Genomic DNA, 14049 nt, shown 5'->3' with positions numbered 1-14049 from the left:
GTGCCGGCCGCGTCCCGTAAGCCGGTGACGGCCCCCTCCACCGCACCGATGATCATGCAGCGGCGCCGCCCGCCCTGGGTGCTGATGTACCACTCGGTCTCCACCTGCGCCGACGACCCGTACCGGATCACCGTCTCCCCCTACCGGCTGGACCGGCAGCTCCGGTGGCTGAGCAGCCGCGGCCTGACCGGCGTGAGCGTCGGGGAGCTGATGCGGGCCCGGGCGTCCGGCCGCGGCGCCGGTCTCGTCGGGCTGACGTTCGACGACGGCTACGCGGACTTCGTCGACACCGCGCTGCCGCTGCTGCGCCGGCACGGTTGCACCGCCACCGTGTTCGTCCTGCCGGGGCGGCTCGGCGGCGACAACGCGTGGGACGAACTCGGGCCGCGCAAACCGCTGCTGAGCGCCGACGGGATCAGGACGGCCGAGGCCGAGGGCATGGAGATCGGCTCGCACGGCCTGCTCCACACCGACCTCACCACCGCCGACGACGCGACGCTCGAACGCGAGACGAGGCACAGCCGCACTCTGATCGCCGACATCACGGGCACCGCGCCCGCCGGGTTCTGCTACCCGTACGGCACCGTCGACGCTCGGGCGGTCGACGCCGTGCGCACCGCCGGCTACGGCTACGCCTGCGCGATCGACCCCGGCCCGCTCACCGGCGTACACGCCCTGCCCAGAGTGCACGTCGACGCGTCGGACAACTCGGTGCGGCTGTTCCTCAAGAGAGCCCTGCACCCGCTGCGCCGCAAGCCGCTGCCCGTCTCCGAGAGCGCGGCCCTCGGACCGAAGCGGCCGCACGCCGTCCCGCAGGACGCCACCTCGCAGGCGCACCGGGCCGGCGAAGGCGCCTCCACGGCCGGACAGACGGACGACGAGAGCGGAAGCAAGCGGTGAAGGTCGCACACATCATCACGGGACTCGGCGTGGGGGGCGCCGAGCAGCAACTGCGTCTGCTGCTGCGTCACCTGCCGGCGCGCTGCGACGTCTTCACCCTCACCGCGCCCGGCACCGTCGCGGAGGGCATCCTCGCCGACGGGCACCGCGTCACCCACCTCGGCATGGGCGGGAACTGCGACATCACCGTCCTCCCCCTCCTGGTGCAGCTCATCCGGGACGGCGGATACGACCTCGTCCACACCCACCTCTACCGCGCCTGCCTCTACGGACGACTCGCGGCCCGGCTCGCCGGCGTACGCGCCGTGATCGCCACGGAGCACTCCCTCGGTGAGAAGGAGATCGAGGGACGGCCGCTCAACTTCGGCGTCAGAGCGCTCTACCTGGCCGCCGAACGGCTCGGCTGCTCCACCGTCGCGGTCTCCGAGACGGTGGCCCGCCGGCTGCGGAGGTGGGGCGTCCCCGCGTCACGCGTGCACACGGTGCCCAACGGCATCGACGCGAGCCGCTTCCGCTTCGACGCGGCGCTGCGCGCGGGCACCCGGGCGCGGCTCGGCATCCCGGAGGGGGCCTTCGTGGTGGGCGGCGTGGGCAGGCTCGTCCCCGGCAAGCACTTCGAGACGCTGGTGCGCGCTGTGGCCGTACTCCCGGACGCCCATCTGCTGCTGGCCGGTGACGGCCCGGAGCACGGCAACCTGCGGGCCATCGTCGAGGCGCTCGGCGCGCAGGACCGGATCCATCTGCTCGGGGAGTGCGACGGGACGGTCGCCGCCTCCGGCGCCGGGGGCGAGTGGGAGATCCCCGGAGTGCTGTCGGCCATGGACGTCTTCGTGTCGCCGTCGTCCGAGGAGTCGTTCGGGCTGGCCGTGCTCGAAGCGCTCGCCGCGGGCCTGCCCGCGCTGTACGTCACCTGCCCCGCCGTCGAGGACCTGCTGCCGGAGGAGGCGCCCGGCGCCCGCCGTATCGGCACCGGCGTGCCCCAACTCACCGCGCTGCTGCGCGAGTACCAGACGGCAGGAGCCGGGCGGCTGCCCGTGCCCCCGGTCGTGGAGCGCTACGACATCGCGCACAGCGCGGAACGTCTGATGGCCCTCTACCGCGCTGCGACGAGCACCGCCCCGCAACTGCCCGCCCCGGCACCGCCCGCGGTGGCCCCGGCTCCCTCCCCGGCGCCGACGAACCTTCCCATGACAACGAGGTGAGCACTGCCATGTCCAAAGCCGCACAGGGAGCGAAGTCGGCCACCGGTCCGGCCTCCCGTTCGACACGCACGAACCGTTCCTCGCGTCGCGGCGCGACGGGCCGCACGGCCAGGCCGGCGGCCGAGGCGGCCGCTGCCGCCGAAGCCGAGACGCCCGCGAAGGACGCCGAAGGCTCCGGGAACACCGGCGCGAGTGGGGAGGCCACCGCGAAGGACGGCGCCACCGGGGCGGTCGACGAGAAGGACCGCGCCACCGCCGGGAAGTCGGAGGACCCCGCATCTTCCGGAGCGCAGGCGGAAGCTGACGCGGGATCAGCGGCGGGGACCGGGACCGGCGACGTCGCGGGCGAGCCGGCAGAGGAGAAGCCAGCGTCCCGGGACGATGGTTCCGAAAAGCAGGCGGTCGCGGCGAAGGGCCTCCGCACCAAGAGCATCGCCCTCGGCACCGAGGACGCGGAGGCGCCCGCCGCTCCCCCGGCACCGCGCGACGCGGAACGGACCGTGCGGGCGAGAGGCGGGCCCGGCACGGAGCCCGCCGAGTCCGCGGAAGACGACGCCCCGAAGGGTGACGCCGGAAAGGCCGGAGACGCCCAGGCCGCGGACACGGCGGCGGACGGCGCCAAGACGGTGGACACGGAGACCGCCGACGCGAAGAGCGCAGACCCGGAGACGGCAGGCACGGACACCGCGGACGCTGAAGACGCCGTAGGCGCTGAGGCCGGGACGGCGAGCGGCACACGGGAGAACCGCGCCGCCGAGCCGTCCCGTACCGACTCGCGGACGGAGAAGCCCCGTAAGGCCGGGAGGACGCGCAAGTCCGCCAAGCGCACCAAGCCCGCCGAGCGCACGAAGTCCGCCCGGCGCGGTGCGCCCGAGGCTGCGCCCCGCGGCGAGCGCCGCCGTCCCGGCCGCCTCGCCGCGTCCCTTCGCCGCGTGCCGAGGTGGTGGCCGCTGCCGCTGTGCATCGCGCTGGGTGCCGCGGGCGGCGCGGTCTACTCCTCGGCGACTCCGCCGCAGTACGCGGCCATCAGCTACGTGGTCGTCTCCCCCGCCGGCCGCTCGGACGCGGCGTCGGCCCTCGGATACGCGCAGGCGTACGGGAAGGTCGCCACCGACCCGGTCGTCCTCGCCGAGGCCGAAGCCAAGGCGAAGCTCCGCCGGGGCACGCTGAACGACACCGTGCAGGCCACCACTTCGCCCGACGCCCCGATGGTGCAGATCACCGCTTCGTCGCCCCGTCCGAAGCAGGCGGCGAAGAACGCCGACGCCGTCGCCAAGGCCCTCGCGCGGACGGCCAAGGCGAGCGTCAAGCGGACGGGCGCCCGGCTGACCGTCCTCTCGGACGCGGTGGCTCCGGCCGCGCCCGTCTCGCCGTCCTCCTCCGTCGCGGTCGGGGTCGGCGGCTGCGCGGGCGGACTGATCGGCGGCCTCGTGCTGCTCGCACGTCCGCAGCGGGGCCGCCGGCCTCACCCGGCGGACTGGTCGCCCGCCGCCGCTCCGGGCGCCTCCCCCGCGCACCGCCTCGACGAGGCCGCCGTCTCAGCCGCCTCCTCAGCCGATGACGCCCCCTCCGCCGCCGCGCCCGCACCCCTGCCCGCAGAGGTCAGCGGCACCGGCAAGCGTGCGGAGCCGGTGCGATGAGCACCGCCGTCCGGACACCCGCGAGCGCGGGCACCGCCACGGCGGCGCCCGCCTCCGCGAAGGCCCCGGCCGCCCCTGAGGGAACGGCGACGTCCGCGAGGCTCGTCCGCGATCCCGAAGTGTTTGGCGAACTCGCCGGACAGTGGGACGGCCTGCGCCGCCGCAGCAGGTCCTCCACCCCGTTCCAGAGCCACGCGTGGCTGCACTCGTGGTGGCTCTCCTACGGCCTCCCGGGCCGGCTCCGCGTCGTGCTGGTCAGCAGGAGCGGCGAACTCGTCGGCGCCGCACCGATGATGCTCACGTACACCCCCCTGCCCACGCTGGTCGCCCTCGGCGGCGGCATCACCGACTTCTCGGACGTGCTGCTGGACGACGGCGACCCCGATGCCGCCCCGGCCCTGGCGAGAGCGCTGCACCGGGTGGCACGGGGCGCGGTGGTGGACCTCCGCGAGGTGCGTCCCGGTGCTGCTGCCGAGCGGCTCTACGACGCGTGGGCGGGCCCGCGCCGGAAGTTCCGGGACTCGGTGTGCCTGGAGCTGCCGGGCGTGTCCATGGACACGATGCTGGAGCGGCTGCCGGCACCCAGCGCCAAGCGCACCCGGCAGAAGCTGCGCAAGATCGACAAGGCGGGTGTCACCGAGCACCTGGTGGGTCCCGCGGAGGCGACCGCCGCGGTACGGACGATGCTGAGACTGCACGAACTGCAGTGGGAGGGCCGCGGAGTGACGCCGGAGCACCTGCTCCCCCGCTTCCGCGCCCATCTGCAGCGCACTGTGCGGAAGTTGGTGGCGAGCGGCGATGCCGTGCTGACCGAATACCGCATCGGCGGCGAGACCGTCGCCTCGGACATCAGCCTGAGCTCCGAAGACATGGTCTGCGGCTACCTCTACGGCGCCCACCCCCGTCTGCGCGCCGCGAGGCTCGACATCACCACGATGCTGCTGCGGCACGACGCGGCGTTCGCGGAGAGCAGCGGCCGCGGAACGCTGAGCCTGCTGCGCGGCACGGAACCCCACAAGCTGCGCTGGCAGCCGCACCCCGTGCCGAACCAGCGGTTCGTTCTCGCCCGCCGCGAGATGGCGCCGGGCCTGGCGCTGCACACGGCGCAGATCCTCGGACGGTCCCTCGCCGCCGAACTGGTCCGGCAGTACGCGGGGGGAGGCGGATGGATGTGGCGGACGCGGACCGCGGGGCAGCGGTCCGGGAACGGGCGTCCGGCTGAAGGGGGAGCCCGGCGGACGGCGGGGTGAGAACCCCGCCGTCCGGGGGGGGGTCAGCCGATCCAGTCGGGCAGGTTGTTGTCGATCCGGACGCAGATGTCGTTGCCCCTGAAGCACTTGTCGAACAGCGGCTTCCGCGTCGGGCGGTCGGACGGGGCGGGCTCCGCGGGCCGCTCCGGCTCCGGTGCCGGAGCGGGTGCCTGTCCGTTCTCGGGACGTCCGAAGAAGGCCCCGCGGTACGTCTCCGCCGAGTCCGGGTTGTGCGAGCACTGCCACACGCCGTGCGGGCAGTAGTCGGTGATCGTCTGGTAGAGGGGCTTGTGCCGCTCGAACCAGTCGATCATCCGGTTCATGTACTCGGGGTTGTCGCCGTTGCGGAAGAGGCCCCATTCCGGATACGAGATCTCCTTGCCGTGTTCTGCGGCGAAGTCCACCTGCGCCTGCAGCCCGTACGCCTCGTGCACGTGCGTCTCGAACGGCGCCCCTTCGGGCTGGTCGTACGTGTCCATGCCGATGATGTCGACGACGTCGTCGCCCGGGTAGCACTCCGGCCAGGGGATCGCGTCCCGGCCGCGGCTCGGGGTGAAGTCGAACTTGAACTTCTGCCCCTCGACGGAGCGCATCGTCCGCACGATGCGCTGCCAGTACCGCTTCCACGCCTGCGGTTCGGGGCGGCAACGGTGGCTGTACGTCGTGCCGTTCATCTCCCAGCCGAGCACGACGACCGTGTCCTGCAGGTCCATCCGCACCAGCCGCTCGGCGAGCGTCCTGTAGTGCGAGTCGAACCGTCCGGACGCTCCCGCGCGGAGCAGCCCGCGCACCTCGCCGTCGGAGAGCCGCTCCTCGTTCCGCTCCAGCATCGGCACGTTGAGCACGAACATGCGGTCCCGCTCGGCGTTGCGCCACCGCGCCCACGGCGCGAGGAAGCGGGGCCGGCCCTCGATGTTGGACCACAGGTCACCGGGCAGGTAGGTGTGCCCGACGCGCAGGTCCGTGCCGCCCAGCCAGCGCTGCAAGCCGTCGATCGCGCGTACGCCCCGCTCGTCGGACCGGAGGAAGGCGCCCACCATCGGCACCGGTTCCGTGGAGGGTGACGGCGCCGTGGCGGGCTCGCGCTTCTTTGACTCGGTGCTGCCGACGGGCTGTGCGGCGCCACGCATGAACGACTGCGGTTCAAATTCAGGCAATCCCACAGGAATGACGCTACAGGAGGCCAAGAGCCCCGCTCCGGCGATGACGCCGCAAACCCCTTTGACTCTGCGGCGCTTGGGGCTCCCCATCGTTCCTCCGATCCGTCGGCGACGTCGGCGCGTCGCGAAACACGCATTTCAGACCTCACCCTCCGGAACGGCGTAGTGCGATCTGATATCCCAATGGAGAGATTTTCTCCCTGTTCGCCCCATTCATGACGCAAGGACATACCCATGCCGACCTTCGACACGGAAGTCCCCGTCCTTTTGCTCCGGCTCGATCCCAATCCGTTCCACCACGGAACGCTGGGGGCTGTCAGATCGCTCGGTCGCACGGGGATCAAGGTCCATGTCGCGCTGGATTCCGCACAAGGGCCGCTGGGAAGCAGCCGATTCCTGCACCGCGTGCACACGCTGCCGCCGGGAAGCACCACGAAAAGGGGGCTCGAACCGGCGCTCCTGCGGATCTCCGATTCCATCGGCAGGCCCGCCGTGCTCATCGCGCTGGACGACCGCAGCGCACTCGCCGTCGCGGCACTCACACCCCGCCTGACGGGCCGTTACATGCTGCCCGGAATCTCGCCGGAGCTGCCCGCGCGCGTCGCCGACAAGGCCGAACTCTCCCTGCTGTGCGAGCAGGCGGGCATCGCCCACCCCACGACGGTCACGCCGCGCAGCGCCGTCGACGCGGCCGGTCAGGCCGTCGCACTCGGGCTCCCGGTGGTGGCCAAGTGGAGCCGCCCGTGGCTGCTCCCGGAGGGCATGCGCAGCACCACTCTCGTGAGGACGCCCGACGACGCGAGCGCGCTGTTCGAGCGCAGCGCCCAGGCGGGCAGCCGGCTGCTGCTGCAGCAGCGCCTCCCGGGCGGCCGGGGGACGGACTGGTTCTTCCACGGCTACGCGGCCGAGCACGGCCGCTTCCTCGCCGGAGGCGCGGGCCGCAAGGAGATGTCGTGGCCGCCTCGCACGGGCCTGACCGCCGTCGGCACCTGGCTCGCCAACCGGGAGGTGGAGGAAGCGGCGTCGCGGCTCGCCGCCGAGGTCGACTACCGCGGCATCCTCGACCTCGACTTCAGACTCGACCCGCTGACGGGCACCTACCACCTGCTGGACTTCAACCCCCGCCCCGGAGCCCAGTTCCGGCTGTTCACCGACGTTGCCGGGACGGACGTCGTACGCGCACAGCACCTGCACCTCACCGGGCGTGCCGTGCCCGCTCAACGCGGCAGGCCGGGCCGGGTGTTCGTCGCGGAGAACTACGCCCTGCTGTCCGCGCTGGCCACCACCGCCTCCCTCGGGCTGCGGACCGGTGACCGGGACCGGGGCTCTTGGCGTGCTCCCGGCCGCGCCTCCGGCCGCGGACGCGGCCGCGGTGACGCCCGGGAGCACGGGGTGCGGGAACGGCGCGGCCGGGTGGAGGGCGCCTGGTTCTCCCTCGACGACCCCCGCCCGTTCTTCGCCATGGGGGCGGCGTGGTTCGTCCGCTGCATGTCGAAGGTCGGGCGGGGCGTCCGGCGCCGGCTGTCGAAGCTGCCGTCGTCCGCTGCGGCGGCGCTGCCTCCGGCGCCGCGGTTCCGCACCCCTCGTGATGAGCGATCAGTGAATGATCAGAGAGAAGGAAACGCATGTACGACCTCGTAGTGGTGGGCGCAGGGCCCTACGGCCTCTCCATCGCCTCGCACGCCGCCGCCTCCGGACTCAATCTGCGCGTCCTCGGCAGGCCCATGGCCTCGTGGCGCGACCACATGCCGCAGGGCATGTTCCTCAAGTCCGAGCCGTGGTCCTCCAACCTCTCCGACCCCGCCGGTACTCACACGCTGGCCGCGTACTGCGCCGCACGCGGCATCACCGTCGAGCACGGACGGCCCCTGCCCATCGGCACGTTCACCGAGTACGGGCAGTGGTTCGGCAAACGGGCGGCTCCGCCCGCGGACGAGCAGACAGTCACCTCCGTCGTGCCGTGCGCTCGCGGTTTCCGCGTCGAGACAGCCGAGGGCGAGGTGCTCGTCTCGCGCACCGTGGCGCTGGCGGTCGGCGTCATGCCCTTCGTGCACAAGCCGGGACCGCTGCGCAAGCTGCCCGCCGAGTTCGTCTCCCACAGCAGCCACCACCGCGACCTGTCCCGCTTCAAGGGCAAGGACGTCACAGTGGTCGGCGCCGGGCAGGCGGCGCTGGAGTCCGCGGCGCTGCTCGCCGAGGAGGGCGCCCACGTACGCGTCGTGGCACGCGCGGACCGCATCAACTGGAACACACCGCCGCAGCCGCTGGAGCGCTCCCTGTTCAAGGCGATCCGCGACCCGCACTGCGGGCTGGGCACGGGCTGGCCGAGCTGGGCGTGGTCGGAGATCCCGTGGGCGGTGCGGAAGCTGCCGGCGGGACTGCGCGTGCACATCGCCCGCACGGCGCTCGGGCCCGCGGGCGCCTGGTGGCTGCGCGACCGCTTCGAGTTCGCGGTGCCGGTCCTGCTCAGCAGCCGCCTGACAGCCGCCGAGCTGGTGCGCGACCAGGTGCGACTGCGGCTGGAGTCCACCGACGGCATCGTGCGCACCGTCGAGACGGACCACGTCGTCGCGGCGACCGGTTTCGCCCCCCGGCTCGCCCGGCTGTCGATGCTCGACGACTCCGTGCGCGCGATCCTGCACCGCGTCGGCAGCAGTGACGCTCCGGAGCTGAACGCCCGCTTCGAGTCCTCACATCCCGGCCTGTTCTTCGCCGGGCTGCTCACGGCACCCGCGTACGGCCCCTCGATGCGTTTCGTCTACGGCGCCACGTTCACCGCCTCGCGGCTCGTGCAGGGCGTGCAGCGGCGGCTGGCGGCACCGCGGCTGGCGACCGTCCCGCACGCGGCGCGCGCCCGCACCGTCGAGCAGCACCGCGGCGCGGAAGGGCAGTTGGCGGGGCAGGCGGGACAGCGCTGATCCGTCCAGTCGCTTTCGGGAGCCCCTGATCAGAAGTCCCTGATCAGGGGCCCTTGAAAAAGGCTTCGCTTCAGGACGTGCGCAGCGCGCCGGCGGCCACCTCGAGGTCGGAGACCAGCCCGGCCCGGACGGCCTCCCGGTCGTCGGCGCGCAGCACGGCGGACGGATGGATGGTCGCGACCACCCGCTCGTGCCGCCCGTGCACGTCCTGCTCGATCAGCGATCCGCGTTCCCTGGTGACTCTGAACGAGGAACCGAACAGCGCCTTTCCCGCCGTCGCGCCCAGGACGACGATCACTTCCGGCCGTACGAGGGCGAGTTCGGCGCGGAGCCAGGGGCCGCACGCCGTGATCTCCCGCAGGCCGGGCGCCTTGTGGATGCGGCGCTTGCCGCGCCCGCCGGACGCGTAGCCGAACTTGAAGTGCTTCACCGCGTTGGTGACGTAGGACTGCGCCGGGTCGATCCCGGCCTCCTCCAGCGCCTCGTCGAGGATCCGGCCCGCAGGGCCCACGAAGGGCTCGCCCCGCTTGTCCTCCTGATCGCCGGGCTGCTCCCCGAGGAGCATCACGCGTGCACCGGCGTCACCGCTGCCGAACACCGTCTGCGTCGCGTCCACGTGCAACGGGCAGCCGCGGCATCCGGCGGCTGCCTCGCGCAGAGCGGCGAGTCCGGCTTCGCCGTCCGGCAGGAAGGGCTCGGCGGTGTAGTCGTCCTCCGGCCCTCTGTCCCGGCCGGCAGCTCCGTCAGTGGCTGGCATGGGCCCCGGGTACCCCGGGGCCCGCGCCGGCCACCCGGCCGTTCGGGCTCAGATCCGCATCGGCTGCGGCGACTCGCGGCGCTCCGGGTCCGGCCCGTCGTACTCGCGCAGGATCTCGTACCGGGTGTTGCGCTCGACGGGCTGGAAGCCGGCGTCCCGGATGAGCTCCAGCAGGTCCTCGCGGGTCAGCTTGTCGGGCGTCCCGTAGTTGTCGGCGTCGTGCGTGATCTTGTACTCGACGACGGAGCCGTCCATGTCGTCCGCGCCGTGCTGCAGTGCGAGCTGGGCGGTCTGCACGCCGTGCATCACCCAGAAGACCTTCACGTGCGGCACGTTGTCGAACAGCAGCCGCGAGACCGCGAACGTCTTCAGTGCCTCCGCGCCGGACGCCATCGTGGTGCGCGCCTGGAGCCTGTTGCGGACCTTGCCGTCCTGCATGTCGACGAAGTCGTGCTGGTAGCGCAGCGGGATGAAGACCTGGAACCCGCCCGTCTCGTCCTGCAGTTCACGCAGCCGCAGGACGTGGTCGACGCGGTGCCTGCGCTCCTCGATGTGGCCGTACAGCATCGTGCTCGGGGTCTTCAGACCCTTCTGGTGCGCGAGCCGGTGGATGCGCGACCAGTCCTCCCAGTGGGTGTCGTGGTCGACGATGTGCTGGCGGACCTCCCAGTCGAAGATCTCGGCGCCGCCGCCCGTCAGCGACTCGAGGCCGGACTCGATGAGGATGTCGAGGATCTCGCTCGCGTCCAGCCCGGAGATCTTCTCGAAGTGCTGGATCTCGGTGGCCGTGAACGCCTTCAGCGACACGGTGTCCGGCAGCGCCTCCTTGAGGGCGCTGAGCGACCGCGGGTAGTAGCGCCACGGCAGCGTCGGGTGGAGGCCGTTGACGATGTGCAGCTCGGTGAGGTTCTCGCCCTCCATCGCCTTGGCGAGCTTCACCGCCTCCTCGATGCGCATCGTGTACGCGTCCTTCTCACCGGGCTTGCGCTGGAAGGAGCAGTACGCGCACGAGGCCGTGCACACGTTCGTCATGTTGAGGTGGCGGTTGATGTTGAAGTGAACGACGTTGCCGTTCTTCCGCGTTCGCACCTCGTGGGCGAGACCGCCGAGCCATGCCAGGTCGTCGCTGTCGTAGAGGGCCAGGCCGTCCTCACGCGTAAGCCGTTCACCTGCGCGGACCTTCTCCTCCAGCTCGCGCTTGAGCCCAGCGTCCATGCGTCGCCCTCCTCGGATGTGTGCTTCGAGCGCCTTCTGGAGCCTACTCCCCGAGGGCGCGGACCGATCGGCCGGTCTGCCGCGCTCACACCTCCTGGGGCAGTTCGCCGACCCGGTTCTCCCACTTCGTGGACAGGACGACGGTCGTACGCGTCCTCGAGACGCCCTTCGTGCCCGACAGCCTCTGGATGAGCGTCTCCAGGGCGTCGACGTCGGAGGCGCGCACCTTGAGCATGAACGAGTCGTCGCCCGCGATGAACCAGCAGTCCTCGACCTCGGTGAGGCTCCGCAGGCGGCCCGCCACGTCCTCGTGATCCGTCGCGTCGCTGAGCTGGATGCCGATGAGGGCGGTGACGCCCAGGCCGAGCGAGCGGGCGTCGACGGTGGCGCGGTAGCCGGTGATCACGCCCGCGCTTTCCAGACGGTTGATGCGGTCGGTGACGCTGGGGCCGGAGAGGCCGACGAGCCGGCCCAGCTCGGCGTATGAGGCCCTGCCGTTCTCACGCAGGGCCTGAATGAGCTGCCTGTCGACCGCGTCCATGTCCTGGTGCCTTCCGTCGCCGAATGCCTGGACTGTCCTCGCCGCCGCGGGGCGCGTCCTCCCGCCCGAGGCAGGGGAAGTCCTCCCGGCAGGGAAGCGTGGTTCTGCGAATTCTCCGGTAACGAATCTAAGGCATGGGGCTCGCTCGCCCTCAGACACCTCTGCTCAAGGGCCTCCGGAGGCCCTCGCTGTGCCGCTGCGGAGCCTTCCCGCCGGGGGCGTGGCCGCCGCAGCGGCCCGTACGGCGCGGGACCGTGCCCGCCCGTGCCCGTCCGTCCGTCCCGGCGGCCGGGGCCGCGGCGGCCCCGCGTACGCTCGGTGGCGTGACCGCAACGACCGATCGCCGCCCGTGGGTCGTCGGGGTGTCCGGCGCCTCGGGAACGCCGTACGCCGCCGCCGTCCTCCGGGCGCTGCTGGACGCCGGCGAGCACGTCGACCTCATCGTCAGCAGAGCGGCACGGCTGACGATCCTGGACGAGACGGGCCACGCCTTCCGCGACGGCCATGCCGACGAGGACCTGCACCGCTGGCTCTCACGCGGCGCGGACGGCACCCCGGACGCGTTCGATCCGGACGTCGGCGCTGTACGGCACTGGCCTGCGGGCGACCTCGCCGCGGGCCCCTCGTCGGGGTCGTACCCGGTCCGCGGGATGCTGATCGTGCCCGCCAGCACGGCCTGCGTCGCCGGCGTATCGCTCGGCCTCTCCAAGGACCTGCTGCAGCGCGCCGCCTCGGTAACCCTCAAGGAACGGCGCCCCCTCGTGGTGGGAGTACGGGAGACGCCGCTCAACGGGCAGACGCTGAAGCACCTCGTCTCGCTCGACGAGGCGGGCGCCGTCGTCCTGCCGGCGTCGCCCGCGTTCTACGCGGGCGGCAGCACCGTGCAGCAGCTCGTCGACTTCGTCGCGGGTCGTGCGCTGGACGCGGCGGGCGTGCCGCACAAGCTCTACCGGCGCTGGGAGGGCGAGCTGGCCGGGCCCGGGCGCGGGGCCTGAGACCGGCTCGGCGGAACCAGTTCCTCACCGGAGCGGGCCCCGGGGGCGCAGCCCGGACGGTGCGGCCCGCGGCCGGCTCCAGGGCTGAGCACCGTGGCCCGGTACCGACTGGCGCCGGAGGCACGTGATGCGGTTGGCTTTCCGCATGCAGTCCTCCCGCCCGCGCCCGCGTTCCCGGCTGCGGCTCACCGCCGCCGCCTCGTGTGCCGCCCTGCTGGCCGTCTCGGCCGCCGCGTGCAGCGCGGCGGAGCAGCTGACGACGGGCATGAAGGTCCGCAACGCGGTGGTGAAACTCGGCGAGCAGTCGGCGGCCAGCGTCACCGTCTCCGTGGACGGCTCGCCCGAGCGTGCCCGCGGATTCCTCGAGGCGGCGCGGGGCAAGCCGGTTCCGCGGCGGGACGCCCTCCGCCTTTCACGCGCGGAGCTGACCGTGGCCGCCGGCTCGGGGGACGAGGAGGTGCCGCTGAAGGAGATGCCGGGGTCGGACGCGGCGAACGTGGCGGCCGCGCTCAATTTCGGCGGCAAGGACATCGCCGCCGTCAAGTCCGTGCAGGACAAGCTCTATCTGCGCGTGAGCCTGCGCTCGCTGGTGCGCCAGGCGGACGGCTCCGCGAAGGCCCGCCGCACGGCGTCGGAGATCGTCGGGCTCACGGACGATCTGCCGTCCACGCTCGGCGCGGCCAAGGACGCCCTCGACGGCGAATGGGTGCGGGTGGATCCGGAGGCGTTCGACGACTTCGCCCGTACCGCCGAGATGCTCGCGGCCCGCGCGTCGCTCGACGCCGACCGGGAGAAGAACCGGACGGAGAGCGAGAAGAAGCAGTCCGGGGACGCGGAGAGTCCGGACGGCAAGGCCGGGGACGACGACGGCGGGGACGGCGAGAAGTCGGGGAAGGCCCGGCGGGGCGAGGACGCGGAGAGGGCGGAGGCCGAGCGGAAGAGCGAGCAGGCCCGGCGCACCCGCGAGATCCGTGACGCGGTGACCATCGGTTCCGCGCTCGATGGGCAGTCCCAGCGGGAGTTCGTGACGGGAGTGCAGGAACTGCTGCGCGAGCACGCCGAATTCTCCGACCGTGGCGAGCACGACGGAGCCGAGCGCGTCCGGCTCACGCTTCCGGGTGACAAGGCCGCCGACGACCTCGTCTCGGCGCTGAAGCCGCTGGGAGCGGAGATCGACCCGGACCGCGTGCCGGACCGCGACGTCACCGCCGACCTCGACATCCGCCGCGGCCAGCTGACGACGCTCACGCTCGACCTCGACCAGTTCACCGGCACCGGCAGGAGCCTGCCGATGCGCGTGGAGTTCAGCGGCGGCGACGCCGTGCCCGTGACCGCACCCGGCGGGACGAAGGAGCTCGAGCCGCAGGACCTCGTAGCGGCGCTGATGTACGGCGCCCTGGGCACGGAGCATTTCTGACGCCATCCTGAAGTACGGAACACGCGCGCCGTCTGCCACGTTCCCACTGCAAAG

Annotated in this window: 12 protein-coding genes; 8 read left to right on the top strand and 4 right to left on the bottom strand. The window is 72.6% G+C overall.

The window, feature by feature from the left end; genetic code table 11:
• Positions 1-48: 48 nt before the first annotated feature.
• From IEY56_RS24185 to IEY56_RS24170, 4 genes are read left to right on the top strand one after another with little or no spacing between them, the layout of a single operon-like run.
• Positions 49-900: a polysaccharide deacetylase family protein gene (locus IEY56_RS24185; RefSeq protein WP_229712166.1), complete on the top strand. Its 852-nt coding sequence runs from the start codon at positions 49-51 to the stop codon at positions 898-900.
• Complete coding sequence (locus IEY56_RS24180) at positions 897-2102, top strand: glycosyltransferase (protein WP_189039387.1); 1206 nt, start codon at positions 897-899, stop codon at positions 2100-2102. Before IEY56_RS24185 ends, IEY56_RS24180 begins: the two co-directional genes overlap by 4 nt.
• Positions 2103-2110: 8 nt before the next feature.
• On the top strand, positions 2111-3742 hold the full coding sequence (locus tag IEY56_RS24175) for a hypothetical protein (RefSeq protein ID WP_189039386.1): 1632 nt from the start codon (positions 2111-2113) through the stop codon (positions 3740-3742).
• Positions 3739-4992, top strand: a complete 1254-nt coding sequence (locus tag IEY56_RS24170; protein ID WP_189039385.1) for a GNAT family N-acetyltransferase — start codon at positions 3739-3741, stop codon at positions 4990-4992. The genes IEY56_RS24175 and IEY56_RS24170 overlap by 4 nt, the downstream gene beginning before the upstream one ends.
• A gap of 23 nt (positions 4993-5015) precedes the next feature.
• On the opposite strand, the gene IEY56_RS24165 is transcribed toward IEY56_RS24170, so the two are convergent.
• A complete protein-coding gene (locus IEY56_RS24165) occupies positions 5016-6242 on the bottom strand; it encodes a glycoside hydrolase family 26 protein (RefSeq protein ID WP_189039384.1) in 1227 nt (408 codons plus the stop codon).
• A 144-nt stretch (positions 6243-6386) separates the two neighbouring features.
• Between IEY56_RS24165 and IEY56_RS24160 the strand changes: the two genes are divergently transcribed.
• Positions 6387-7793: a carboxylate--amine ligase gene (locus IEY56_RS24160; protein WP_189039383.1), complete on the top strand. Its 1407-nt coding sequence runs from the start codon at positions 6387-6389 to the stop codon at positions 7791-7793.
• Positions 7778-9070 carry an NAD(P)-binding domain-containing protein gene (locus IEY56_RS24155; RefSeq protein WP_189039382.1) on the top strand — a complete coding sequence of 431 codons (1293 nt, stop codon included), beginning with the start codon at positions 7778-7780 and terminating at the stop codon, positions 9068-9070. The genes IEY56_RS24160 and IEY56_RS24155 overlap by 16 nt, the downstream gene beginning before the upstream one ends.
• A gap of 70 nt (positions 9071-9140) precedes the next feature.
• Here the strand turns inward: IEY56_RS24155 and IEY56_RS24150 are convergent, their stop codons facing one another.
• From IEY56_RS24150 to IEY56_RS24140, 3 genes are all read right to left on the bottom strand, one after another.
• Positions 9141-9827 (bottom strand): UdgX family uracil-DNA binding protein, encoded by a 687-nt coding sequence (locus IEY56_RS24150; RefSeq protein ID WP_189039381.1) that lies wholly within the window; start codon positions 9825-9827, stop codon positions 9141-9143.
• 48 nt (positions 9828-9875) lie between these two features.
• Entirely contained in the window at positions 9876-11042 is a 1167-nt protein-coding gene (gene mqnE, locus IEY56_RS24145) for an aminofutalosine synthase MqnE (protein ID WP_189039380.1), read from the bottom strand.
• 85 nt (positions 11043-11127) lie between these two features.
• Positions 11128-11583 (bottom strand): Lrp/AsnC family transcriptional regulator, encoded by a 456-nt coding sequence (locus IEY56_RS24140; RefSeq protein ID WP_189039379.1) that lies wholly within the window; start codon positions 11581-11583, stop codon positions 11128-11130.
• Positions 11584-11906: 323 nt separating this feature from the next.
• Between IEY56_RS24140 and IEY56_RS24135 the strand changes: the two genes are divergently transcribed.
• Positions 11907-12578 (top strand): UbiX family flavin prenyltransferase, encoded by a 672-nt coding sequence (locus tag IEY56_RS24135; RefSeq protein WP_189039378.1) that lies wholly within the window; start codon positions 11907-11909, stop codon positions 12576-12578.
• 145 nt (positions 12579-12723) lie between these two features.
• Positions 12724-13995: a hypothetical protein gene (locus tag IEY56_RS24130; RefSeq protein WP_189039377.1), complete on the top strand. Its 1272-nt coding sequence runs from the start codon at positions 12724-12726 to the stop codon at positions 13993-13995.
• Positions 13996-14049 lie beyond the last annotated feature (54 nt).

The organism is Streptomyces daqingensis, assembly GCF_014645895.1.
Lineage (GTDB): Bacteria > Actinomycetota > Actinomycetes > Streptomycetales > Streptomycetaceae > Streptomyces > Streptomyces daqingensis.
The sequence above is the reverse complement of the archived record's forward strand: the minus strand, read 5'-3'. Positions and strand labels throughout refer to the sequence as shown.

Excerpts from the sequence above, each read along its gene's own strand:
- IEY56_RS24185 (WP_229712166.1), top strand. The coding sequence starts at position 49 with ATGATCATGCAGCGGCGCCGCCCGCCCTGGGTGCTGATGTACCACTCG.
- IEY56_RS24175 (WP_189039386.1), top strand. The coding sequence starts at position 2,111 with ATGTCCAAAGCCGCACAGGGAGCGAAGTCGGCCACCGGTCCGGCCTCC.
- IEY56_RS24170 (WP_189039385.1), top strand. The coding sequence starts at position 3,739 with ATGAGCACCGCCGTCCGGACACCCGCGAGCGCGGGCACCGCCACGGCG.
- IEY56_RS24165 (WP_189039384.1), bottom strand. The coding sequence starts at position 6,242 with ATGGGGAGCCCCAAGCGCCGCAGAGTCAAAGGGGTTTGCGGCGTCATC.
- IEY56_RS24160 (WP_189039383.1), top strand. The coding sequence starts at position 6,387 with ATGCCGACCTTCGACACGGAAGTCCCCGTCCTTTTGCTCCGGCTCGAT.
- IEY56_RS24155 (WP_189039382.1), top strand. The coding sequence starts at position 7,778 with ATGTACGACCTCGTAGTGGTGGGCGCAGGGCCCTACGGCCTCTCCATC.
- IEY56_RS24150 (WP_189039381.1), bottom strand. The coding sequence starts at position 9,827 with ATGCCAGCCACTGACGGAGCTGCCGGCCGGGACAGAGGGCCGGAGGAC.
- mqnE (WP_189039380.1), bottom strand. The coding sequence starts at position 11,042 with ATGGACGCTGGGCTCAAGCGCGAGCTGGAGGAGAAGGTCCGCGCAGGT.
- IEY56_RS24140 (WP_189039379.1), bottom strand. The coding sequence starts at position 11,583 with ATGGACGCGGTCGACAGGCAGCTCATTCAGGCCCTGCGTGAGAACGGC.
- IEY56_RS24130 (WP_189039377.1), top strand. The coding sequence starts at position 12,724 with ATGCAGTCCTCCCGCCCGCGCCCGCGTTCCCGGCTGCGGCTCACCGCC.